Source organism: Kocuria marina, from assembly GCF_000786655.1.
In the GTDB taxonomy this organism is placed as follows: Bacteria; Actinomycetota; Actinomycetes; order Actinomycetales; family Micrococcaceae; genus Kocuria; species Kocuria marina_A.
In genome coordinates this window covers 37678-60921 of the sequence record NZ_JROM01000039.1, presented here as the reverse complement: position 1 = coordinate 60921, position 23244 = coordinate 37678, and the positions used below count along the sequence as shown (strand labels likewise).

Sequence of the window (23244 nt, the reverse complement as noted above, 5' to 3'; positions counted from 1 at the left end):
CCCCGCCGCGGTGCGGCGACCACATCCGCGGGCCGCGCCGGTACGGGAGCCGGCCCGACGACGCGTTCAGCCCCCGAAGGCCTGCGTGACCTGGCCCGGGACGGACACGCGCACCGAGTAGAGGGAACCGGCGGTGGGCTGGACGTCGTCCGGGAGGTTCTCGCGCGACGTCGTGATGTAGAGCGTCCGCAGATCCTCACCACCCAGCGTGCACGCGGTGGTCTGCTTGGCGCCCACGGCGACGACGGTGTCCAGGGTCCCGTCCGGGAGGTAGCGGTGGACCTGCCCCGCGCCGTTGAGGGCGACCCACACCGCGCCCTCGGAGTCCACGGTCAACCCGTCCGGGCTCACCGAGACGCTGCCCGGCTCGTAGCTCTCCTCCGGGTCCGTGGCGGCCGCGGCGGCGTGGTCGTCCAGGACGGGCGCGACGAACGTGCGGCGTTTCTGCAGGCCGGCCTCGGGGCTCCAGTCGAAGACCGAGACCTCGTGGGTGGGGGTGTCGTTGTAGTACGCGAGGGTGCCGTCCGGGGACCACGCGATCCCGTTGGAGATGCTCACCTTCTCGAGCACGGGCTGCCACGACAGGTCCGGTGCGACCCGGTACAGCGTGGCCGCACCCTCGGTCTGCTCGTACGCCATGGACCCCACGTAGAAGGAGCCGTCGGGGGCCACACCGCCCTCGTTCATGCGGATCTCGGGGTCCTCCCACATGGAGATCTCCCGCTCCACCGCGCCCGTGGGATCGGTCAGGACCACGCCCCGTTCCACCGCGATGATCTGCCCACCCGAACTGCGCGGACGCACGCACGCGGTCACGGTGTCCACGTGCTGGCGGCGCGGCTGGTCGTCCGGGGTGAACGTCATGACGTCCCCGGCGAGCATGTCCACCCAGGCCAGCCCGTTCCATTCCTTGCTCCAGCACGGCCCCTCACCGTGGTACATCCACGACGGGGTGATCCTCTGGGCGGTGAGCTGCTTCACGACTGCGACCTCCTGGGGCTGTTGTGGGCGGGGAGCGACATGCTGGGAATCCTGTCGCGGTCGTACGTGATCTGCGTGTACCCGTGCGGGGCGGGCTTGCCGTCCTCCCCGAGGTTCACGAACACGATCTTGTCGATGCTCAGGATCAACTCGCGAGTGATCATGTTGCGCACCTGCGCCCGCATGGTCAACGAGGTGCGTCCGAACGTGGTGGCACTGAGGCCCATCTCGATGATGTCCCCCTGCACCGCGGAGGAGACGAACTCGATCTCGGACATGTACTTGGTGACCGCCCGCTGATTACCCAATTGCACGATCGCGTAGATCGCCGCTTCCTCATCGATCCAGCGCAGCAGCGATCCCCCGAACAGGGTGCCGTTGGCGTTGAGGTCTTCCGGCTTGACCCACTTGCGGGTGCGGAACGAGATGTCACCGTGGTGCTGCATGCCCCCAGCCTAGGGGACCGCCCGGGTGTCGAGCAGCGGGTGGCTCAGCTCTGACGGACCAGCTCGCGGATGGTCACCTTGTCCAGTTTTCCGGACCCGTTACGGGGCACCGTGCCCACGGCCAGCATGTCCTTGGGCAATTTGTAGCGGGCCAGGCGCTGGCCGCAGAACTCCCGCAGCTCCTCGATGGTGGGGGTCTCCCGGCCGGGGTGGGCCTGCAGGACGGCCACGATCCGCTCACCCCACTGCTCGTCCGGCGCACCCACCACGGCGGCGTCCGCGATGTCCGGGTGCTCGGCGAGGACCCGTTCGATCTCCGCCGGGTACACGTTCTCACCGCCGGTGATGATCATGTCCTTGAGCCGGTCCACGATGTAATACAGACCGTCCGCATCCTGGTACCCGATGTCCCCCGTGTGGAACCACCCGTCCGTGAAGGCGGCCGCGGTGGCCCGGTCGTCCTGCCAGTACCCGTCCGCCACGTTGGGGCCCTTGACCCACAGTTCCCCGCGCACGTCCGGTTCCGTGACCGGTTCGTGGGTCGCTGGGTCCACGATCCGCACCTCGGTGTAGAGCATGGGCATTCCCGCGAATCCCGCCTTCTCGTACGTGAGCTCGGTGGGCAGGTACGTGGCGAACGGCGCCGTCTCGGTGAGCCCCCACGCCTGTTGCACGGGCACGCCCTTGGACTTGAGCAGGGAGATCACCACGGGCGGCACCGGCGCACCCGCGCAGATCAGTCCGCGCAGCGACTCGAGCCGGGCCTGTTCGAACGCCGGGTCCTGGCTCAGGCCCAGCACCATGGCGGGGACCAGGAACGTGGTGTTCACCCCGTAGTGCTCGATGTCCGCGAGCACTTGCGAGGGCACGAAGGTCCTGCGCACCAGGGTCGTGTTGCCCCGCACGAGGGCGCGCACGGTGAAGGAGTTCAACGCACCGATGTGGAACAGGGGCGCCACCGCGTAGTTCATGTCCCGCCGGCGGGTGTCCACGAGCGAGTCCACGTTGAAGGCGTTCCAGAACAGGTTGCCGTGGGTCAGGCGCACGCCCTTGGGCTGGCCCGTGGTCCCGGAGGTGAACATCAGCACGGCCAGGTCGCCGTCCGAGGCCTCGAACGGCTCCGGCAGCGCGGCGTCGTCGTCCGCGGAGCCCGCCGCGTACGTGCCGAGGGTGGTCCAGGACGCCGCCGCGGCGCCGTCGTCCCCCGAAGCCTCCACGCCCCGCGAACCGTCCGGGGTCCAGGGCACGGCGGGGTCCGTGTCCACGACGACGACGCTGCCGCCGTCGTAGCCCTCCGCGAGCGGTAGTGCCGCCTCCAGGACGGGGACGTGACCGGGCTCCACGATGGTCACCGCGGGGGTCGACCGGGTGAGCAGGCCCGCGACCTCGCGCGGGGCGAGCCGGAAGTTCAGGGGCTCGAAGACCGTGCCGAGCCACCACGCGGCGAACATGGTGCGCAGGAAGACCTCCGAGTTCAACCCCAGATAGGCGACCCGGTCCCCGGTGCCCACCCCGGAACGCGCGAGCGCGCCCGCGAGGCGCCGCACGCTCTCGGTGAAGTGGGCGTAGTCCACGGTCTCGTCCTCGTAGATCACCGCGGGGTGCTCGGGGCTGTAGCGAGCCTGGTAGAGCAGACCTCGCACGGGATTGATGTTCACGGGGTGGCTCATGGTGGCTCCTGACATGGGCACGGGCACCCCGTGGGTCCCCTGGGTGATATGCGTCACCCCAGCAAGCGGCCACGGCGTTGTGGTCACTGCACCGGTGATGCACACTGGTCCAGCCGTCACGTGTCAGCAGCATCCGTCATGGGCCCCGGCTCCGCGATCCTCACCCGTTCGCGCGGCGGTCCCGGTGTGGAAGGAAGTTCTCATGTCCGATCAACGCCCCCTTGCCATGGTCACCGGTGGTTCCTCCGGCATCGGGTTCGAACTGGCCAAGCAGTTCGCCCGGCACGGCTACGACGTCGCCCTGTCCGGTTCGAGTGACCGCGTCCATGAGGCGGCCAGGGGCATCGAGGAGCTCGGCGCACAGGCCTACCCGTTCCAGGCGGACGCCGCCACCTACGACGGTGTCGAGGGCTTCTGGAACTTCGTGGCCGAGCTGGGTCGTCCCCTGGATGCCGCGGCCCTGAACGTCGGTATCGGACTGGGCGGGGCGTTCGTGGACACCGACCTCCAGGACGAGTTCCGGCTCATCGACATCAACGTCAAGGGCACCGTGCACATGGCCAAGCGCGTCGTGCAGCACATGGTCCCCAACGGCCACGGGCGCATCCTCATCGTGTCCTCCATCTCCGCCACGACGCCCACTCCCTACGAGACCGTCTACGGCCCCTCCAAGGCATTCGGTTTCTCCTTCGCGGAATCATTGCGCGAAGAGTTGCGTGACACCGGCGTGACGGTCACGGCGCTCTTGCCCGGTGCCACGGACAGCGACTTCCACTCCAACGCCGGCATGGACAACACGGCGCTCGGGCCGGGCGCCACCAAGAACGACAAGGTCCTCGTGGCCCAGCAGGGCTTCGAAGCATTGCTCAATGACGTGGACGAGGTCGTGGGCGGCGATGAGGAGACGAAACAGACCCGCGAGGACAACCGCACCACCCCCGAGCCGGTGAAGGCGCACCGGCAGGCGGAACTGACCCGCCCGCGCGGCGACTAAGAGCGGGACGCAAACCGGTGATGATGGTGCGTTCGTCCGTCATGATGCGTGCATGACCGAAACCTCCACGGCCTCCACCGCGCAGACACCCGACCCCGGGCCAGAGTTCCAGCGCAAAGTGCTGACCGTGCTGGCGCTGGGCCAGATCCTGGGTGGGCTGGGAACGGGTGCAACCCTCGCGTTGGGTGCCCTGCTCGTCACGGAGGTCTCCGGGAGCAGTGCGGTGTCCGGGTTGGCGGCCACCATGAACACCCTGGGTGCCGCCATTATGGCCATCCCCCTGGCGCGGTTGGCGCAACGTCGTGGTCGGCGGATCTCCCTGACCACCGGCGCCCTCGTGGCGGTCGCGGGGGCGGCCGTGATCGTGGCCGCCGCCGCGCTGAATGTTTTCCCGCTGCTGCTCGCGGGCATGGGATTGCTGGGCTCCGGGATGGCCCTGAACCTGCAGTCCCGCTTCGCCGCGACCGACGTCGCTCCCGCGCGTACCCGCGCACGCGACCTCTCGCTCATCGTGTGGTCCACGACCGTGGGCTCCGTGGTGGGCCCCAATCTCTTCGGGCCCAGCGAGACACTCGGGCGGGTGCTGGGGCTGCCCCAGTTCACCGGCGGGTTCGTGATCGCACTGTGTGCCCAGGTGCTGGGGGCCATCGTGTACTTCATCGGATTGCGCCCGGACCCGCTCAAGGTCGCCCTGTCCCGCGGTGAATCGGTGGCCTCCACACCCAGCCCGGCCGGCGGGTTTACCCTGTTGCGCACCGTCCCCGCGGCTCGGCGCGCGGTGCTCGTGGTGGCCCTGTCCCACGCGGTGATGGTGGGTCTCATGTCCATGACGCCCGTGCACCTCACGACCCACGGGGCCACGCTGTCCGTGGTGGGGCTGACCATCTCCCTGCACGTGGCGGGGATGTATGCCCTTTCCCCCGTCTTCGGCTGGCTCGCGGACAAACTCGGTCGCGCCGCCACGGCGCTCGCCACCCCGGCGTTCGCGACCGGTGCCGCGGCAGCGCCGTCGAAGATCGCGTTCAACACCGCCGGGATCGACGCCGCCCTGGCCAACCTCGTGCGCGACGGCGCCGTGGGCGTGACCACCTCGGTCGTGGGCCCGGGCGGGACCTATCTGAGCGCCGCCGGCAAGCGGGACCTGCAGAAGGACAGCGCCCGGCCCCAGGACCGCGCGCGGATCGCCTCGATCACCAAGGCGATGATCGCGGTGCTCGTGATGCAGTGCATCGAGGCGGGGCAATGGACTCTGCGCACGACCATCGACCAGGTCACCCCGGGGCTCTACCCGGGGCGCGGCGGCGTGACCGTGGCGCAACTGATGAACCACACCTCGGGCATGCCGGACGGGATCTACTCCTTGCTCCCGGACCGGGAGTGGTACACGTGGACCATGCAGGACCTCGAGGCCGCGGTGGTCCCGTACCACTCCGAGCAGGAACTCGTGGAACTCAGCCGCAGGCTGCCGTGGGAGTTCGAGCCCGGGACCGGCTGGTCCTACTCCAACGTCGGGTATGTGGTGCTGTCCATGTTGCTCGAGGCCGCCACGGGGTCGCGCATCCAGGACCTCGTGCGGGACCGGGTGTTCAAGCCCGCCAAGATGCAGCAGTCACGGCTCGAGGAGTCCACGCTGGTCCGAGGCCGCTACCTCCTGCCGTACGGCAAGTTCCAGGCCGGGCTGGCGCCGCTGCCACTGGTCAACCCGTCCATCTTCTCCGGCGCGGGCGGGGTGTACGCGACCGCGGAGGACATCACCGACTTCACCGGCGCCCTCATGACCGGACGGCTGCTGCGCAAGGACCTCGTGGACGCCATGGTCACTCCCGTGGGCGCGGCTCAGCAGGCGCGCTACGGCTACGGTCTCTACCTCATCAACGGTCCCTGCCGCACCGCGGCGGGCACCCCCGAGGTGCTCATCGGTCACGACGGCGCCGGGTTCGGCACCCGTGCGGTGTCCTTCACCACGCGGGACGCCTCCCGCCGGATGGCCCTGGCCTACACGGGCCGCTCCTACGTGGAGGAGGGTCCGGACCCGGATGCGGCCATGAACGCCGCGCTCATCGCGGGCTTCCGTGCCACGTGCCCGACGAGCGCCCCGACCACACCGGCTTCCGGCAAGGGGCCGGCCTCCGGCGGCGCGGGCTCGCTGCGGTTGTAGCGCCGAGCAGGCCGTAGTACCGCGCCGACCGTTGTGTCACGCGGCCGTGGTTTCACGCCAAGGGGTGCATCGGGCCTCAGCGACCGGTGCGCTCCCGGTGTTTGCACCCGGGCCAGCAGCACGGGCGGCGCTTGCCCTCGTGCATTTCCTCCTCGGTGCGCCGGATCCGCCGCTGCCGGGTCTCCGGCTTCTTGGCGTCCGTCACGTTCGTCGCGTTCTCCGCGGACGACGCCGCAGTCCGGGTCGTGTCGGTCATGGTTCTTTCCCTGCGCTGTCACCTGTCGCCGTGGATCCCCGGCACGCAGCAGCGTGCCACGCAACGGATCGAAGACGTCCACTACTCAATTCATGAATATCCGGGGCGACGCCCCGCCCCCACCGGGCTCACGCCAGGTAGAACCCACCGTCCGAAGTGAGGACCTGGCCGACGATCCATGCGCCGTCGTCCGTGGCAAGCCAGCCGATGAGGTTCGCGGGATCGCTCGGCGCCCCGAAGCGGCCGAACGGGGTGCCGTCGATCAACTCCTGGATCTGACCGAGTGGACGGTCCGCGGCATCGGGGGACAGGTACCCGGTGTCCACCGGTCCGGGGTTCACGGTGTTGAGCGCGATGCCGAGTTCGAGCAGCTCCGCGGCCACGGTCGCGGTGACCCCGGCGAGCGCGGCCTTGCTCGTGGCGTACGCGACCTCGCCGCGCATGGGCCCGTGCCCCTGTCCCGAGGTCATCCAGAAAACCCGCCCCGTCGGTGCGGTGAACCTCCGCTCGCGGTCGCCCCGGATGCGTTCTCCCGGCCGCGCCGGAGCGGTCGGGGCGTCGGCCTTGAGGAGCGCGAACGCCCGGGTCAGCAGCAGCGTGGAGCGGGTGTTGGTCTGCCAGAACGCGTCCAGCGCCTCGGGGGTCATGTCCAGGATGGAGCCGTCCCCACCGCTCCTGGCGTGGTTGCACACGAGGATGTCCAGCGACCCGGTGAGCTCGCTCGCGGCATCGATGAGAGGTCGGATCCGTCCGGGGTCCCGCAGATCCGCGCCCATCTGCCCCAGCCGCGCACCCTCGGTGAGTTCGGCCCGCAATGCGCTCACGACGCCGCTCAGATCGTCCGCGCCCCATGGCTGGTCCTCGTCGTGCGGGCCGTAGTGGTGGATGAATACACTCGCGCCCAGCCGCGCGAAGGTGCGGGCAACGGCGAAGCCGATGCCGCGGCGTCGTGACACCCCGGTGACCAGCGCCGTTCGACCGCGCAGGGGCAAGGTTCCGGGTGAAGCCGTCATGAATCCAGTCTGCCAGCGCCGCTTACTGAGACCGGATCGATGGATTGTCTCAATAAGACTCCTACTGAGACAATCAGGATCAGCAGCTCCATCAAGGAGCACCATGGCCACCTCCAACTGGCCCGCGATCGGCCACGAGAGCCACCGCTGGGTCCACCGCGACCCCATGGCATCCCATCGCGCGCGGATCCGCAACATGGGGGACTTTGCCGCCACGGTGGTCCCCCGGATCTCAGCCCTGACCCCGGACCTCCCCCACGACGTGTTGGCGTCCGCGCACGATGCCACGGCCGCCATGGTGGCGTTCGATCGAGAGTCGGAAGGGCTCGCCTCGTTACCGTTCGCCGCGGTCCTCCTCCGCGGTGAGTCGGCCACGAGCTCGCAGATCGAGAATCTCACCGTCCGGGCCCGGAAGTTGTCATTGGCCGCGGTGGGCGCGCGCATCGGAGGGAACGCGGAGCTGGTGGCCCGCACCGTGAAGGCCATGCGCGCCGCCATTGCCGCGGCCTCGCATCTGGATTCCGACGCCGCGTCACGGCACCGCTGCGCGCGGTCGCCGACCTGTGCTGCTCCGAACCGGCGTTCACGGCGGGAATGGTAGAAAACCTCGCGGGCATTTCCAAAGCCACGGCCTACCGCACGGTCGATGCGCTCACTGACGCCGGGCTGTTACGACAGGAGCCGTCCATCAAGGTGCGGGGCCAGAAAGCGTGGGTGGTCCCGGCCGTGGTGAAGGCCCTGGAGGACTTCGCCGATCGGGCCGGGCGCAGGACGTTCGGCTCCTGACCCCGGAACGGCGTGATGCCGCCCCACTGCATCACAGGATCAACTCCTGCACAGCGGGGCGGCATCCTTCATGGGCGACTTCGGGATCATGGCCGCCACCAGGGCGATCCCGAGGTGGCCGGGGCTAACCCAGCAGCCCACCCACCCGGCGCATGAGGTCGGCCAGGCGAGCGGCGTCGTCGTCCTGGAGTGCGGAGAAGAAGAGCTCCTGGACGTCCCGCGCGTGGGCGGGGCGCAGTGCGCGGAAGGCGCGCAGGCCCTCGGCTGTGAGCACCGCCTCGAAGCCGCGGCCGTCGCACTCCACGCGACAGCGTTCCACCCAGCCGCGCTTGCCCAGCACACCGATCTGGTAGCTCAACCGCGACGGCGAGAAGATCAGGCGGTGCGCCAGCTCACCCATGCGCATCCGATGCTCGGGCGCGCTGTAGAGCAGCAGGAGCAACTGGTAGTCCATGAGCGAGCAACCGTGATGCTTGAGCCGCTCCTCGATCCGGGCGGTGAGCAGCGCGGTGGTCTCGAAGTAGACCTGCCACGCGTCCCAGTCCTGCCGGGACGCGTCCGAGATACCCGCACGCGCCGCATCATCGAGGGATTCCGCGCCACCGATGCATGCCGCGCCGGTGGTGTCCGCGCCGTCCGAACCCGTCACGGGCTCGGACGGCGCGGTCTCGGCTTGCGCGGTCTCGACGTGCGCGGACCCGGACGGCGCAGCCTTGGACGAAGCAACGGCGCGGGTGGCCGTGTCGCTCACGATCCCACCGAGGCCAGCAGGCTCGCGAAGTCGGGGACGTCACTGAAATCGTCCTTGACCTCGCGGCGCAGACCCGGCCGAGCGGCGTCGCCATGGGAGGCGCCGTCCGTGGAACCGGCACTGCCCTGCGAGCCCGCGAGCAGCATGGTGCCGAGCGAGGCGCCCACGCGGTCGATCCGGCGCTGCAGGTCGTTGTGACCCCAGTCCTCGGACGCCGCGTAGATGCCCAGGGGCAGCACGAGGGCCTTGAGGTAGCTCAGCAGCGGCCGCATGGCGGTGTCCAGCACGAGCGAGTGCCGCGGGGACCCGCCCGTGGCGGCGACCACGGTGGGCAGGTTCTCGAGTGCGGACTCGTCGATCACGTCGAAGAACTGCTTGAACAGCCCCGAGTAGGACGCCTTGTACGTGGGCGACGCCGCGATCAGGCCGTCCGCGGTGAGCACGGTGTCGATCGCGTCCTGCACGGCGCGCGAGGCCACGTGGGTGATCATCATGTCGGTCAGCCCGTGGGCCAGATCGCGCAGCTGGATCACCTGGATGTCCACGTGCTGCCCGGCGTTCTCGACCGTGGTGCTCGCGGCCTGGGCGATCGCCTCACCCAGGCGCGTGGTCGTGGAGTCCTCCGACAGTCCCGCGGTCACCACCGCGAGGGTCAACCGATCGGTCATGGTGTCCTTCTCTCTGACTTGGTACGTGAACTTACTTGGCGTTCTCGTGGTCGCGCTGCGCGGCCTCCGCCTGCTGTGCGCGATCCTTCGCGGCCTGCGAATCCGGGCCACCGCCGGGGATCGGGTCCTTGCCCGCGGCGTGGCGCGCCACGAGGGACTCGTGGGTGGGGGCTTCGGGCACGTGGGCCGGGCGAGCGGCGTCGAACTCCTTGCGCAGCACCGGGATGACCTCCTCGCCCAGGATGTCCATCTGCTCGAGGACGGTCTTGAGCGGCAGTCCGGCGTGGTCCACCAGGAACAGCTGGCGCTGGTAGTCGCCCGCGTACTCGCGGAAGGACAGGGTGCGCTCGATGACCTGCTGCGGGGACCCCACGGTCAGCGGGGTCTGCTCGGTGAAGTCCTCGAGCGACGGGCCGTGACCGTAGACCGGCGCGTTGTCGAAGTACGGCCGGAACGTGCGCCTGGCGTCCTGCGAGTTCTTGGCCATGAACACCTGACCGCCCAGACCCACGATCGCCTGGTCGTAGGACCCGTGGCCGTAGTACTCGTAGCGCTGGCGGTAGAAGTCCACCATGCGCTCGGTGTGCTCCTTGTTCCAGAAGATGTTGTTGTGGAAGAACCCGTCACCGTAGAACGCCGCCTGTTCCGGGATCTCCGGGGAGCGGATGGAACCGTGCCACACGAACGGCGGGACGTCGTCCAGCGGGCGCGGCGTGGCCGTGAACCCCTGCAGGGGCGTGCGGAAGCGGCCCGAGTAGTTCACGCTCTGCTCGCGCCACAGCCGGTACAGCAGCTGGTAGTTCTCCACGGCCAGCGGAATGCCCTGCCGGATGTCCTTGCCGAACCACGGGTACACGGGCCCGGTGTTGCCGCGACCCAGCGTGAGGTCCACGCGCCCGTCCGCGAGGTGCTGGACGTACGAGTAGTCCTCCGCGATGCGCACGGGGTCCGTGGTGGTGATCAGCGTGGTGGCGGTACCCAGCTGGATTTTCTCGGTCTGCGCCGCGAGGTGGGCCATGAGGATCGGCGGGTTCGCGGGCGCCACGAACGGCGGGTTATGGTGCTGGCCCGTGGCGAACACGTCCATGCCCACCTCCTCCGCCTTGCGGGCGATGGCCACGGTGGCCTTGATCCGCTCGTTCTCGGTGGGGGTCCTGCCGGTGGTGGGGTCCTGGGTCACGTCCCCGATGGTGAAGATGCCGAGTTGCATGTCGGCCTCCTTGGCTTGTGGTCCACGACGCCGCAGCGCGGGTGCCGCGGCTCCGTTCCGTCGGTCTTTCAAATTTGAACTACCTACATAATGCACCCCCGCGGAGATTTATTCCAGGGAAAATATCCGGGTGTGGCGAACGGCACTCGGGCCTACAGTGGTGCCATGAGATCACCCATCGGGCGGCTGGTCGCTCTCCTGGTCCTGGCTCTCGCGCTGGGCGGGTGTGCGGGGCATTATCCCGCGGACCCGCACGGGACACTCGAGCGCGTGACCGACGGGGAACTCCGCGTGGGTGTCTCGCACAGTCCCCCGGAGACGGATCTCGGACCCAACCCACCCACGGGCACCGAAGTGGATCTGGTGCGGCAGTACGCCGAGACCGTGAATGCTCACGTCACCTGGACTCCCGGTGGTGAGGAGGATCTGGTCAAGCAGCTGAAGAACGGCCACCTGGACCTGGTCATCGGTGGACTCACGGAGGACAGCCCGTGGGACACGGAGGTGGGCATCACTCGCGGTTACGCAGAATCCACCGACGAGTTCGGCGACACCCGGAAACACGTCATGGCGGTACGCAACGGGGAGAACGCATTCCTCTTGGACCTCGAAGCATTCCTCGCCGGCCACGGAGGCAGATCGTGAGCGCGCAACACCACCCGGTGGACGACGAGCAACTCTCGCCGGAGATCACCCGAGCGCTCACCCGGGTCGTGCGCCTGGAATGGCTCACCATCGGGACCCTCGCGGTCACGGTGACCCTTGTCTTCCTCGTGCTGGGGAACTCGCAGGCCATGAAGACGGCCTGGGTCGAGGACCTGTTGTCCTTCATCCCGCCCATTGCGTTCCTGATCGGCGTACGGATCACGCGCCGCCCGGCCACCGCGAAGCACCCCTTCGGCCATCACCGCTCCGTGGGGATGGCCCACCTGGTCTCGGCCACCGCGCTGCTGGTCATGGGGACATATCTGATCGTCGACTCGGGCAGCAAACTCATCACGGCGGAGCACCCGTCCATCGGCGGGATTCAGCTGTTCGGCACCACGGTGTGGCTCGGCTGGTTGATGATCGGGGTCCTGGTTGTCACGGGCATCCCGCCGGTGATCCTGGGGCGCATGAAGTTGAAACTCGCGACGCCCTTGCACAACAAGGTGCTCTTCGCGGACGCGGACATGAACAAGGCGGATTGGATGACCTCCGCCGCGGCCACCGCGGGTGTGATCGGGATCGGCCTGGGGTGGTGGTGGGCGGACGCCGTGGCGGCCATCGTGATCGCCGTGTCCATCCTCAGGGACGGGATCACGAACCTCCGCGCCGCCGTGGCCGGGCTCGCGGATGCCCGTCCCACCACCGTGGACAACAAGAAGCCTCACCCGCTCAACGCGGACGTGGACGCCTTCCTCCGACAGCTGGAGTGGGCGCGCGTGGGTGCCGCACGCGTACGCGACGAGGGTCAGGTGTTCCAGGTCGAGGGATTCGTGGTTCCCCGCACCCCGGACGTCGCGACTCCCGATCGGCTGGACGCCGCCCGCAAACAGCTACTGGCCCTGGACTGGAAGATTCGCGACGTGGTGCTCATCCCCGTCAACACGCTTCCGCGGGTCCTGGAGGCCGAGGAGTTCGAGGGTCATTCGCACTAGATTGTTGAACAATCCTCCCGCGTGCGGCATTCTGGAACTCGGTACTGAGACGGAGGTCACGCATGACGGTCATCGATCTGAACAGCGACGTGGGCGAGTCGTTCGGCAACTGGCACATGGGCGACGACGCCGCCATCTTCCGTTCCGTCTCCTCCGCCAACGTGGCCTGCGGGTTCCACGCCGGGGACCCGGGCACCATGGGACAGACGTGCCGGGACGCGGTGGCCGCAGGAGTCACCGTGGGCGCCCACGTGGCCTACAGGGACCTGGCCGGTTTTGGCCGACGGTTCCTGGACTGCTCCCCCACCGAACTCGCCGATGACGTGCTCTACCAAATGGGTGCACTCGAGGCGATGGCGCGCTCGGCCGGCACGACCATCGAATACGTCAAACCCCACGGGGCGCTGTACAACACGATCGTCCACCACGAGGCACACGCGCAGGCGGTCGTGGACGCGGTCAAGGCGTTCGGCGGTGACCTTCCGTTGCTGCTGCTGCCCGGTTCCGTGGCCCTGGACAAGGCCGAGCGGGCGGGACTGCGCGGGGTGGCCGAGGCATTCGCCGACCGCGGGTACACCCCCGAGGGCACGCTGGTCTCCCGCCGCGAGCAAGGCGCTGTGTTGCACGACGCCGCCCAGGTCACCGAGCGCATGATCCGCCTGGCCGAACACGGCACGCTGACCGCGGTGGACGGCTCCACGGTGCATCTCGCCGCCGAGAGCATTTGCGTGCACGGGGATACCCCCGGGTCCGCAGCCATGGCCGCCGAGGTCCGCGCGGGTCTGGAGCGCGCGGGCATCACGATCCGGTCGTTCGTGTGAGCGGCCGCGACTCGACGACGCACGGTCCGGGCGCCGCCCACGACGGCACGGGCGTGCCCTCCCCGGCCACTCCGCGAGCCGCCAACGTGACGCGGAGCGGATCCGGCGCGCCGCGCACCGCACCCCGGGACCGAGCCACCGCGCCTGCCACGTCCTCGTCGGCAGCACCCGACACGGCCACCCCGCCGCGGACGGGTCTGCGCTGGGCCGGCACGCGGGCCTTCCTGATCGAGTGCCCCTCGCTCGAGCACGTGATGCGGCTGCATGCCCACCTGAGTGCCCACCCGTACCCGGGTCAGCTCGATGTCCTGGCCGCCGCGGAGACCGTGTTGCTGACCTTCACAACTCCCGCCGCGGCGCGGAGGGCCGCGAGCGACGTCGTCGACATCCGGCTCGATTCCACCGAACCGGCCGCGGGTAAGGACGTGGCAATCGACGTGGTCTACGACGGCGAAGATTTGGCCGCCGTGGGAAAGCTGACCGGGCTCGGCGAGCGCGGCGTGATCGAGGCGCACACGGGAGCCGACTGGACGGCGGCGTTCGGCGGGTTCGCGCCGGGATTCGCGTACCTTGTGGCCGACGGCGATCCGCTCGAGGTGCCGCGCAGGGACTCGCCCCGCACTGCGGTGCCGGCCGGGTCCGTGGCGCTCGCGGGACGCTTCTCGGCCGTCTACCCCCGGCGTTCCCCCGGGGGTTGGCAGCTGATCGGTCACACGGACGCGCCGCTGTGGGACGTGGACCGGGAAGAGCCCGCCCTAATCCGACCGGGTGACACCGTGCGCTACCGGGCGGTGCGCGAACTCGTGACGGTGTCCTCAGAGACGGCACTACCCGCGTCGCGCCGGGAGCGGAAACACGCCCTGATGATCGAGGATCCCGGGATGCAGTCCCTGCCCCAGGACCGCGGCAGACCCGGCCGAGGCGACCTGGGCGTGGTGGCCTCCGGCGCGGCGGACCGCGCGTCGGCCGAGCAGGCCAACCGGCTGGTGGGCAACTCGCCCGAGGCCGCCGTGATCGAGACGCTGCTGGGTGGACTGTCGGTCACGGCCCGCGGGCACCACGTACTGGCCCTCAGTGGCGCGCCCACTCCGGCCCGGATCGAGGGACCCCTCGGCGGACGCGCCGTCACGTGCCACGCTCCGTTCGCCCTGTACGACGGCGAGCGCCTCACCCTGGGAGCCCCGGACAGAGGCCTGCGCACCTATCTGGCAGTGCGAGGTGGGATCGACGTACCCGAGGTGCTGGGGAGCCGCTCCTCGGATGCGCTCTCCGGGATCGGACCGGACCCGTTGAGCGCCGGTGACGAGCTCCCGGTTCTCAAGGCCGCCGCGGGCCGGACCGTGGGGTTGCCCGAACCGCCGGCGGTCACGCTTCCCACCCCCGGGGAGACCGTCACCCTGCGGGTGAGCCCGGGGCCCCGTGACGATTGGTTCACACCGGAAGCACTCGAGACGTTCACCTCGCGGGACTGGGTCGTGAGTGAGCAGTCCAACCGCGTGGGGGTGCGCTTCGAGGAACCCCCTGATGATCCGCCCTTCGAGGGCCCGCCGCTCGAGCGTTCCCGCGAGGGCGAACTGGCGAGCGAGGGCGTGGTGGCCGGTTCCCTGCAGGTCCCCCACTCGGGGGTTCCCGTGCTCTTCCTGGCCGACCATCCCGTGACGGGCGGCTATCCCGTGATCGGGGTCGTGCTCCCGGAGGACCTCCCCCTCGCCGCGCAGCTACCCCCGAGCAGCGCGGTCCGCTTCACGTTCACCGATCCGCCCCACCCCGCATCCGACACCGCAGGAGACACACCATGAAGAAGGTCCTGATCGCCAACCGCGGGGAGATCGCGGTGCGGATCGCGCGGGCGTGCGCGGACGCCGGCCTGACCTCGGTGGCCGTGTACTCCGAACCTGACGCCGCCGCCTTCCACGTGCATATGGCCGACGAGGCCTACGCACTGCCCGGTTCCGCCTCCGCGGACACCTACCTGCATATCGACCGTCTGCTCGCCGTGGCCTCCCGTTCCGGCGCGGACGCCGTGCACCCGGGCTACGGGTTCCTGTCCGAGAACGCGGACTTCGCGCAGGCCGTGGCGGACGCCGGCCTCACCTGGATCGGTCCGTCCGCCCGGGTCATCCGCGAGCTGGGCAACAAGGTCACCGCCCGGGCCATCGCCGTGCGCGCCGGCGCTCCCCTGGTTCCCGGCACGGACGGTCCCGTGGACGACGCCGCGGCGGCCCAGTCATTCGCCGAGGAGCACGGACTGCCCATCGCCATCAAGGCCGCCTTCGGCGGTGGTGGTCGTGGGATGCGCGTGGCCAGGACCATGGACGAGATCGACGCGGCGTTCGAGGCGGCGGTGCGCGAAGCGACGTCGGCGTTCGGGCGGGGCGAATGCTTCGTGGAGCGTTTCCTGGACAGGCCCCGCCACGTGGAGGCCCAGGTCGTGGCAGACGCCCACGGTTCCGTGATCGTGGTGGGCACGCGTGACTGCTCACTGCAACGGCGGAACCAGAAGCTCGTGGAGGAGGCCCCTGCGCCGTTCCTGACCGATGAGCAGCGCACGACGATTCACGAATCCGCGCGCGCCATCTGCCGGGAGGCCGGGTACACCGGGGCGGGCACGGTCGAGTACCTCGTGGCCCCGGACGGGCTGATCTCCTTCCTGGAGGTCAACACGCGGCTGCAGGTGGAACACCCCGTCACGGAGCAGACCGCGGGCGTGGACCTCGTGCGGGAACAGTTCCGCGTGGCCGACGGGTTGGCGCTGAGCCTCACCGAGGACCCGTCACCGAACGGGCATGCGTTCGAGTTCCGACTCAATGCGGAGGACCCGGCCCTCGGGTTCCTCCCCACTCCCGGCGCGGTGGAGGCGTTCGAGGCGCCCACGGGCTCGGGGGTGCGCATGGACACCGGCGTGCGTTCCGGGTCCGTGGTGCCCGCCGAGTACGACTCCCTGCTGGCCAAACTCATCGTGTGGGGCGAGGACCGGCAGCAGGCCCTCGTACGCTCGCGCGCCGCGCTGCGGGAGCTCGTGATCCGCGGGGTGCCCACAGTGGTCCCGTTCCACCGGGCGGTCCTGGAGGAGCCCGCGTTCACGTCCCCGGACGGGGTGGGGGTGTACACCACGTGGATCGAGGACGAGTTCACACGCAAGCTGGAGGCCTCCCCGTACGTGGCGCCCGGGGCCGGCGAGCGCACCACGGTCACGGTGGAGATCGACGGGCGCGCCCATCAACTGGGCCTGCCCGCAGACCTTGCCGCCGCCCTCCTGGGTGGCGGATCCGTCGCAGGTTCCGGGTCCGCTTCGGCATCCCGGGGCGCCGAATCGCGGTCCGGTGAGACCGCGGGAGCGGGGGCAGAAACCGGGGCGTCGTCGTCGCCCAATGCGGACTCGGCAGGAACGAGCCTGGTGGCGCCCATGAACGGGACGGTCGTGACGTGGGCCACGCAGGACGGCGCCGAGGTGGCCGAGGGCGACACCGTCCTCACGCTGGAGGCGATGAAGATGGAGACGCCCGTCCGCGCTCATCGCTCCGGCACGTTGACTCGGGCGGACCTGGCGGAGGGGTCCGCCGTGCGTAAGGGGCAGACGCTGGGAGAGATCGCGTGACGGCCGTCGAGCCGCGCGAGAACGCCCAGGCGAGTGCCCAGGCGAGCGCGCACGCGGCCCGGCAGTTGCGCGCCCGCATCTCGGACGGCCAACTGCCCCCGGGAGCGAAACTCTCGGAACAGGCCGTGGCCCGGGAGCTGGGGGTCTCGCGCAACACCTTGCGCGAGGCGTTCACCATGTTGGCGGCGGAGCGCCTCGTGGATCGGATCGCGCACCGGGGTGTGTTCGTCGCACAGCCCGACGCCGACGACGTCCGCGACCTCTACGCCGCCCGCTGTGTCTTGGAGCCGGGCACCATGCTGTGGGGTGCGCCCGATCCGCAGTCGCTGTCCCGGCTGAGCGCGCTCACCACCTCGGCGCTCGCCGCCCGGAATGCCGGGGACGTGACGGCCATGGCGGATGCGAACCAGGGCTTCCACCGGGAGCTCGTGGCGTCGTCCGGTTCGGCGGAGCTGGTCGCGGTCATGGATCGGTTGTCGGCGCGGATGCGGCTGGTGTTCCACGCGATGTCCACGGATCCGCAGTTCCACGCGCGCTACGCGGTGCGCAATACCCAGGTGCTGCGATCCCTCGAGTCCGGCGACCGTGACCGGGCCGTGCACCTACTCAGGGAGTCCCTGACCGCGGCACGGGACGAAATCCTCGCGCACCTGACCTGACGGGTCGGGTGGGCGGGATCAGGACCAGAGCTTCGCGAGGCCCGCCAGGGAGTTCCACGCGAGATACACCGTGAGCAACCAGGCGAGGACACCCACCAGGAGCAGCCACACCGGGTAGCGGTAGCCGTGCAACAGATCCCTGCGGCGCCATGCGACCCACAACAGGATGGCGAAACCGACGGGCAGGATCAGGGCGTTGAACGCACCGGCGAAGATGAGCAGGGTCTGCGGTGCTTGGCCCAGGAAGAGGTAAACCACCGCGCACACCGCGATGAAGGCCACGGTGAGCAGGTTCCGGGTGCGCGGCTTGCCCTGGGACGAGGTCACGAAGGAGATGGACGTGAACGCGGCCCCGATGACCGAGGTCAGCGCCGCGGCCCACAGCACCACACCGAAGATCCGTACACCGATCTCACCGGCCGCGGCACCGAAGGCCTCCGCCGCCATGTTGTCGCTCGTGAGGGAGACCCCGCCGGCCACCACCCCGAAGATCGCGAGGAACAACAACACACGCATCACGCACGTGACCAGGATGCCCAGCACAGAACTGCGCGTGATCTCCCGGACGCTCTCCACACCGGTGACTCCCGAGTCGATCATGCGGTGCGCGCCGGAGTACGTGATGTACCCGCCCACCGTGCCGCCGATCAGCGTGGTGATCACCAGGACGTCGATCCGCTCCGGCAACACCGTGTTCTTCAGCGCCTCCCCCACGGGCGGAGCCGCCACGATGGCCACGTACAGCATGAGCAGGATCATGACGGCGCCCAACAGCACCACGATGCGGTCCAGCGCGAGTCCCGCGCGCTTCGAGAGGAAGATCAACACGGCGATCGCGGCGGAGATCCCCCCGCCGATCTTGGGATCCAGGCCCAACATGGCGTTGAGGCCCAGACCGGTTCCCGCGATGTTGCCGATGTTGAAGACCGCACCGCCCAGGAAAACCAGCGCCGCGAGCACCGCCCCGGCACCGGGCAACACCCTCCCGGCCAGTTCCTGCGCCCGGCGACCCGAGATCCCGATGACCCGCCACACGTTCAGCTGCACGGCGATGTCCACGAGGATCGAGATCAGGATGGCGAACGCGAAGGCAGCGCCCAACTGCACCGTGAAGACGGTGGTCTGGGTGATGAAACCGGGCCCGATGGCACTCGTGGCCATGAGGAACATGGCCCCCAACAGGGCACTCCGGTGCCCGGCGGAGCGCCTGGGCGTTTTCCCGCCCCCGGTCACGGACTCGCCGGGCTGCGGGCTGGGACTGACAGAGGACATGCTTCCATCCAAGGGTTCACGTGAGCGGGGGCACATTCGTGCAATGAAGGCAGCCTATAGGTTGTTCAACAATCTGCCCAGCGAACTGTCGGACAACTGACGGCGCGGCGGCAATATCCGAGGCATCCCCAGACCATGCCCGAGATTCTGGGTAGCGAAAAGCCACTTCGGACGGACCGAAGTGGCTTCTCGATGCCTCGATTTCCCTTAACGGCTTCGCGCTGCCCCAGCAGTTGAGGAGCGGCTCACGCTCCGCGGGTGCGGCGCGCTCAGCGCAGGATCGGCAGCTGCATGGGATAGCGGTACACCACGCCCCGGCCGGCCCTGACCGCGGCCATGATGTGGCACACGAGCAACAGGACCCAGTACGCGGCGATCAGCAGCAGCCCCAGGGGCGAGAGGATCACCGTGAACAGCAGGATCCAGCCCACCAGGTTGACGAGCCACATGGTCACGTTGAAGTTGAACGCGCCCGCGGCGGCCGACCGCAGGAACGGGCTCTTGTCCTTGTAGACGAACCACACGATGAGTGGGCCCAGGAAGCCGAGCCAGCCCACGGAGACGATCGCGGCGATCGGGCCCGCGAGGTGGGTCAGCACGGCCACGGTGCGCTCGTCGTCCCGGGGCCCGGAGGAACCCGCGCGGTAGCCGTTGGGACCCTGGGCGTGCGGGCCGCCCTGCGCGTACTGCTGGCCGCGGGGGTCGGGCCCGCCGGGGCCCGTGGGTCCCTGCGAGCGGTAGTCGGGACGCGGTTGCTGCGGTTCGTAGCTCATGTCATCTCCGTGGTGTCCGAGCCGGGAAGGCTCACTGGTCGTGTCCTGGCTCCAGCCTAGGCGGAGGCGCCGTCCGGCACGGAGGGGTTATCCGCAGTCTCGGGGAGGGGTTTCTCCCTGTCGGATGCCGCGGCACGGGCGCTGTGTTTGCCGCCGCCGGCAGAGCCGCGCAGACCCACCCACTTGTCGTAGCCCCAACCGCCCAGCACACCCACGAGCAGAGCGAGCGCGAGCATGACGAACAGTCCGATGACCCCGGTGGTGAGACCGGCCTCCGGGATCGCGTCGAAGAACAGCGCGGAGCGGATGGACGTGAAGATGTGATGCAAGGGCTCGATCGGGGCGATCGCACGGAAGAATCCGGGAACCGCCTCCAACGGGACCACGGCGCCCGCGGAGGGCAGGCCCATGAAGACGAGGTAGGCCAGGCACAACAACATGCCCACGCTACCGCCCACGGAGATCAGGGCCAGGGCGATGGCCGAGACCGTGGACATCGCGAGCCACCCGAGCAGGAACACGAGCAGCCCGTGAGGAACGGGCATGCCCACGGCGGAGGCCACCCACATCATGAGCGCGGACGCGGGCAGTGCCGCGACCACGAACGTCAGCCACTTCATGAGAAAGCCCACCGGGCGGGGCAGCACGGCGCGTTCGTAGTCCTTGAAGAACGGGCCCATCTCGAAGGGCGCCATGCCCATCCGCGCATCCATGAGCAGGTTCAGGGCAACGGACCCGGAGAACCCCACCACGAGCAGGAGGATGGAGTAGTAGAAGGCGCTCATCCCCAGCGCAGTACCCTCCTGGAGGTCGTTGTACGGCTTGGAGACCATGGACACCGGGTCGGCCAGGGTCTTCTTGGCCACGGAACTGACCGTGGGCGAGAGATTCTGGGCGATCTGCTCCGCGGAGCCCTCCTGGGCCTTCTGCACCTGCTGCGCGAACTGCTGGACCTCGGGGCCGCCCTGCGCGGCTTGGCGCTGTAGCTGCTGGGATTGTTGCTGCTGGGACTGCTGAAGTTGCTGCAGCACCTGGTTGTATGCCTGTTCCTCGGCGGGAGCCACAGATTCCGAGAGCTGCTCGCCGAGCTTCTTGCTGGCCTCGCGCACGCCGGGCTCGACCGCCCCCGTGGCCAGTCGGGTGCCCAGGGAACCGGCCTGCGGGTCCGTGTAGACCGTGACCTCGGGGCGCGCGGCGTTATCCCGGGTGAGGGACCCCTCGATGAGACTCACGGTGTCCTCGGAGAAGGACTCGGGCACCACCACGGCGGCGTAGAGCTCACCGCGATCCAACTGTTCCCGTGCCTCGTCGATGCTGAGCTGCCGGAGGTCGATCTTGTCCTCCTCCGCGGCCTTGTCCGCGAACTTCTGGACGAGGTCCTTGCCCAGGTTCTCCTGGCTGGCCTTGCCGTCGGCCTGGGGCACCTCCGCGCCCTTGTCCTGGTTGACCACGGCAATGGGGAACTCCTTGAAGTGCTTGTCCGGGCTGGACAGGCCTCCCAGGTAGAGGGCGGTGCCGATCACGCCCACGGCGATGATCGCGAGCATGGGCAGCAGCCAGAACCCGACCTGGCCGAAAGGCCGTCCGAGTCGGGCCCGGAGGGAGTGGGCGGGAGCGTGTTTGGGTGTCACAGGTTTCTCCTGGCGCGAGGAATGCACGACGTGTCTGGGGGTTCCTCATCACGATACACTGATGTATCGAGATGTGAAGACGAGGCGATGGATACGTGAGCAACCAGACAGACGCACCCGCTGCACCCGCTGCGGACCTCTCGGAGGGCACGCGGCCCGTCACGAATGACCCTGCCACACAGCAGGCCGCGCGGGACAGGCGTTCCCGCAGCGCCACGCGGCTCAAACTGATCCGCAGCGCCCCGGCCGTCTTCGCGCGGCAGGGGATCGACGGCGCCTCGGTGAGCGACCTGTGCGCGGCCGCCGGTTTCACGCGCGGTGCGTTCTACTCCAACTTCGAGTCCAAGCGGGAACTCGCGATCCTCGCGTTCGAGGACCTCGCCACCCAGCTCGTGGACACCCTCGGCACGGAGCTGGACCACTGGCTCGGCTCGGGACTGGACGTAGAGGACGTGGTCACCCGCATCATCGAGGGCGTCACGGACCAGGTGGCCAACGTGAACCAGCAGGCCCTGCGCGTGGAGCTGTCCCTCGCGGCGTTCCGCTTCCCCGAGGTGCGCCAGCAGATGGCACCCATCCGCGCGCGGGTCTACCACGCCATCGAGCAGGCCCTCGTGCGGGTCGCGCAGACCCAGCGCCTGGAGTTCCTGGTCTCCCCCGGGGACGTGGCCCGCATGCTGCTCACCAGCTACTCGGGCCAGCTCGCGGACCACATGGCCATGGGCGGCTCCGGGCACGGCGCGCAGCAGGTGATCCCCACCATGTGGCTCGCGTTCACGCGCCCCGCCTGATCCCCGACCCCCTGCTCCTCGGGGTGCTCGTCCTGTTGGTGGTGTTCCGCAGTTCCGAACAACTGGCGATCGTCTACGGATTGACCGTGACGGGCACGTTCCTGCTGACCACCACGCCGTTCTTGGTCTACGCGCACCCCAACACGGTCTCCACTCCCCTCGCGCTGAGCGAGAACGCCCAGTTCAACCGGGTCATCCACGAGAAGGTGTTCATCGCGCACGGTTCCCGCCAACGTCCCGCACATGGCACCTCAGGACGCAGTCACGGTGGATCGCACGGGTGCGGAGTCCGATCACATCACCCAGTTGACCCTGCACTACGGGTTCCTGGACGACCCGGACGTCCCCGCCGGCCCGCGGATCGCGCGTGACCAGGGGGTGGACATCGACCCGGACATCGCCCCCGGAAGTCCCACAGCCGCGGGACGACCGGGGGCGATCGAACGCGAGCCGGATGGACCGGTCACACCACGAACGGCAACACGAACAACATGGTGAGCGACCAGATCAGGTGGGTCACGATCCCGGGGACCAGAGAACGCGTGCGCTCCCGCAAATACCCCACGAACGCGCCGAGTGCGGCGGCAGCGAGCGCAAGCAGGGGGATGCCGGCCAGGGAGGTGACCGCGGTGTAGGCGATCGTGGTCACGAGGATCCGGCGCCCCCGCGGGAGCACGCGCCACAGCGCGCCGCGGTAGTAGGTCTCCTCCGCGACGCCGTTGACCGCGGTGGTCAAGGCCACCATGAACAGGCTCCCCACGCGGGCGTGGTTGAGCAGTTCGTGGACGGGCCCGGCCAGGAAGGGCACGAACCGCACCATGAAACCGCCCGCGATGAACAACGCCGCCAGCAGCAGACCTCCGATCACCGCGTCCCGCAAGCCCTTGGGGGTGACCTTCCAGGGCAGACGCTCCCCCGTCATCCGCACGGCGATCGAACTGCCCATGATGTACACCCCCGCGAGAATGAAGGTCGCGGGGGTGAACCACGGGTCCCCGGCGGGGATGCGCAGGGACCACGCGAGACCCGCGGCGGCCAGGAGACCCGTGATGATCACGACCCACACCGTGCGCTTACGCGTGGCCTGGGTGACGTCCCCGTAGGGGCTGACCCGGTGCTCGCTCAC

The 23244-nt window shown here is 69.3% G+C and carries 24 protein-coding genes; 12 read left to right on the top strand and 12 right to left on the bottom strand.

Annotated features, from left to right (window positions below):
* Positions 1-66: 66 nt before the first annotated feature.
* From AS25_RS08985 to AS25_RS08975, 3 genes are read right to left on the bottom strand one after another with little or no spacing between them, the layout of a single operon-like run.
* Positions 67-981 carry an SMP-30/gluconolactonase/LRE family protein gene (locus AS25_RS08985; protein WP_035964447.1) on the bottom strand — a complete coding sequence of 305 codons (915 nt, stop codon included), beginning with the start codon at positions 979-981 and terminating at the stop codon, positions 67-69.
* Positions 978-1427 carry an acyl-CoA thioesterase gene (locus tag AS25_RS08980; RefSeq protein WP_084118111.1) on the bottom strand — a complete coding sequence of 150 codons (450 nt, stop codon included), beginning with the start codon at positions 1425-1427 and terminating at the stop codon, positions 978-980. The genes AS25_RS08985 and AS25_RS08980 overlap by 4 nt, the downstream gene beginning before the upstream one ends.
* A gap of 44 nt (positions 1428-1471) precedes the next feature.
* Positions 1472-3097, bottom strand: coding sequence for an AMP-binding protein (locus tag AS25_RS08975; protein ID WP_084118110.1), 1626 nt, complete (start codon positions 3095-3097; stop codon positions 1472-1474).
* A gap of 202 nt (positions 3098-3299) precedes the next feature.
* Between AS25_RS08975 and AS25_RS08970 the strand changes: the two genes are divergently transcribed.
* Together AS25_RS08970 and AS25_RS15525 are read left to right on the top strand one after the other, a co-directional pair.
* Positions 3300-4091, top strand: coding sequence for an SDR family NAD(P)-dependent oxidoreductase (locus AS25_RS08970; protein ID WP_172644434.1), 792 nt, complete (start codon positions 3300-3302; stop codon positions 4089-4091).
* Positions 4092-4143: 52 nt separating this feature from the next.
* Entirely contained in the window at positions 4144-6249 is a 2106-nt protein-coding gene (locus AS25_RS15525; protein WP_084118109.1) for an MFS transporter, read from the top strand.
* Between the two features lie 76 nt (positions 6250-6325).
* On the opposite strand, the gene AS25_RS08960 is transcribed toward AS25_RS15525, so the two are convergent.
* Complete coding sequence (locus tag AS25_RS08960; RefSeq protein ID WP_035964446.1) at positions 6326-6505, bottom strand: hypothetical protein; 180 nt, start codon at positions 6503-6505, stop codon at positions 6326-6328.
* Positions 6506-6633: 128 nt separating this feature from the next.
* Positions 6634-7518, bottom strand: a complete 885-nt coding sequence (locus tag AS25_RS08955; protein ID WP_035964444.1) for an SDR family oxidoreductase — start codon at positions 7516-7518, stop codon at positions 6634-6636.
* Between the two features lie 103 nt (positions 7519-7621).
* Between AS25_RS08955 and AS25_RS08950 the strand changes: the two genes are divergently transcribed.
* Together AS25_RS08950 and AS25_RS15295 are read left to right on the top strand one after the other, a co-directional pair.
* Positions 7622-8119, top strand: coding sequence for a hypothetical protein (locus tag AS25_RS08950; RefSeq protein WP_052160859.1), 498 nt, complete (start codon positions 7622-7624; stop codon positions 8117-8119).
* Positions 8113-8304, top strand: coding sequence for a hypothetical protein (locus tag AS25_RS15295; protein WP_035964442.1), 192 nt, complete (start codon positions 8113-8115; stop codon positions 8302-8304). The genes AS25_RS08950 and AS25_RS15295 overlap by 7 nt, the downstream gene beginning before the upstream one ends.
* 124 nt (positions 8305-8428) lie before the next feature.
* On the opposite strand, the gene AS25_RS08940 is transcribed toward AS25_RS15295, so the two are convergent.
* From AS25_RS08940 to AS25_RS08930, 3 genes are read right to left on the bottom strand one after another with little or no spacing between them, the layout of a single operon-like run.
* Entirely contained in the window at positions 8429-9055 is a 627-nt protein-coding gene (locus AS25_RS08940) for a MarR family winged helix-turn-helix transcriptional regulator (protein WP_253270529.1), read from the bottom strand.
* Positions 9052-9723, bottom strand: a complete 672-nt coding sequence (locus AS25_RS08935) for a CE1759 family FMN reductase (RefSeq protein WP_035964440.1) — start codon at positions 9721-9723, stop codon at positions 9052-9054. Before AS25_RS08935 ends, AS25_RS08940 begins: the two co-directional genes overlap by 4 nt.
* A gap of 31 nt (positions 9724-9754) precedes the next feature.
* Positions 9755-10933, bottom strand: a complete 1179-nt coding sequence (locus AS25_RS08930) for an LLM class flavin-dependent oxidoreductase (RefSeq protein WP_035964437.1) — start codon at positions 10931-10933, stop codon at positions 9755-9757.
* A 165-nt stretch (positions 10934-11098) separates the two neighbouring features.
* Here AS25_RS08930 and AS25_RS08925 point away from each other — a divergent pair, with 165 nt between their 5' ends.
* The 6 genes from AS25_RS08925 (at position 11099) to AS25_RS08900 (ending at position 17651) form a co-directional block, all read left to right on the top strand.
* Complete coding sequence (locus AS25_RS08925; RefSeq protein WP_035964477.1) at positions 11099-11578, top strand: transporter substrate-binding domain-containing protein; 480 nt, start codon at positions 11099-11101, stop codon at positions 11576-11578.
* A complete protein-coding gene (locus AS25_RS08920; protein ID WP_084118108.1) occupies positions 11575-12573 on the top strand; it encodes a cation diffusion facilitator family transporter in 999 nt (332 codons plus the stop codon). The genes AS25_RS08925 and AS25_RS08920 overlap by 4 nt, the downstream gene beginning before the upstream one ends.
* Before the next feature lie 62 nt (positions 12574-12635).
* Positions 12636-13394 (top strand): LamB/YcsF family protein, encoded by a 759-nt coding sequence (locus AS25_RS08915; RefSeq protein ID WP_035964436.1) that lies wholly within the window; start codon positions 12636-12638, stop codon positions 13392-13394.
* On the top strand, positions 13391-15193 hold the full coding sequence (locus tag AS25_RS08910) for a 5-oxoprolinase subunit B/C family protein (protein ID WP_253270528.1): 1803 nt from the start codon (positions 13391-13393) through the stop codon (positions 15191-15193). Before AS25_RS08915 ends, AS25_RS08910 begins: the two co-directional genes overlap by 4 nt.
* The gene (locus AS25_RS08905) at positions 15190-16992 is read left to right on the top strand and encodes an acetyl/propionyl/methylcrotonyl-CoA carboxylase subunit alpha (protein ID WP_035964434.1); all 1803 of its coding nucleotides are present in this window, start codon (positions 15190-15192) and stop codon (positions 16990-16992) included. The genes AS25_RS08910 and AS25_RS08905 overlap by 4 nt, the downstream gene beginning before the upstream one ends.
* Positions 16989-17651, top strand: a complete 663-nt coding sequence (locus tag AS25_RS08900; RefSeq protein ID WP_035964433.1) for a GntR family transcriptional regulator — start codon at positions 16989-16991, stop codon at positions 17649-17651. The genes AS25_RS08905 and AS25_RS08900 overlap by 4 nt, the downstream gene beginning before the upstream one ends.
* A gap of 18 nt (positions 17652-17669) precedes the next feature.
* Here the strand turns inward: AS25_RS08900 and AS25_RS08895 are convergent, their stop codons facing one another.
* The 3 genes from AS25_RS08895 to AS25_RS08885 all read right to left on the bottom strand — a co-directional run bounded on the left by AS25_RS08895 (position 17670) and on the right by AS25_RS08885 (position 21327).
* Positions 17670-18923, bottom strand: coding sequence for an NRAMP family divalent metal transporter (locus AS25_RS08895; RefSeq protein WP_084118107.1), 1254 nt, complete (start codon positions 18921-18923; stop codon positions 17670-17672).
* 269 nt (positions 18924-19192) lie between these two features.
* On the bottom strand, positions 19193-19696 hold the full coding sequence (locus AS25_RS08890; protein WP_035964427.1) for a DUF4870 domain-containing protein: 504 nt from the start codon (positions 19694-19696) through the stop codon (positions 19193-19195).
* 56 nt (positions 19697-19752) lie between these two features.
* Positions 19753-21327 (bottom strand): DUF3533 domain-containing protein, encoded by a 1575-nt coding sequence (locus AS25_RS08885; RefSeq protein ID WP_035964426.1) that lies wholly within the window; start codon positions 21325-21327, stop codon positions 19753-19755.
* Between the two features lie 95 nt (positions 21328-21422).
* Between AS25_RS08885 and AS25_RS08880 the strand changes: the two genes are divergently transcribed.
* On the top strand, positions 21423-22118 hold the full coding sequence (locus AS25_RS08880; protein WP_052160858.1) for a TetR/AcrR family transcriptional regulator: 696 nt from the start codon (positions 21423-21425) through the stop codon (positions 22116-22118).
* Entirely contained in the window at positions 22091-22489 is a 399-nt protein-coding gene (locus tag AS25_RS08875; RefSeq protein WP_035964418.1) for a KUP/HAK/KT family potassium transporter, read from the top strand. Before AS25_RS08880 ends, AS25_RS08875 begins: the two co-directional genes overlap by 28 nt.
* 92 nt (positions 22490-22581) lie before the next feature.
* Here the strand turns inward: AS25_RS08875 and AS25_RS08870 are convergent, their stop codons facing one another.
* Positions 22582-23244 carry a CPBP family intramembrane glutamic endopeptidase gene (locus tag AS25_RS08870; protein WP_035964416.1) on the bottom strand — a complete coding sequence of 221 codons (663 nt, stop codon included), beginning with the start codon at positions 23242-23244 and terminating at the stop codon, positions 22582-22584.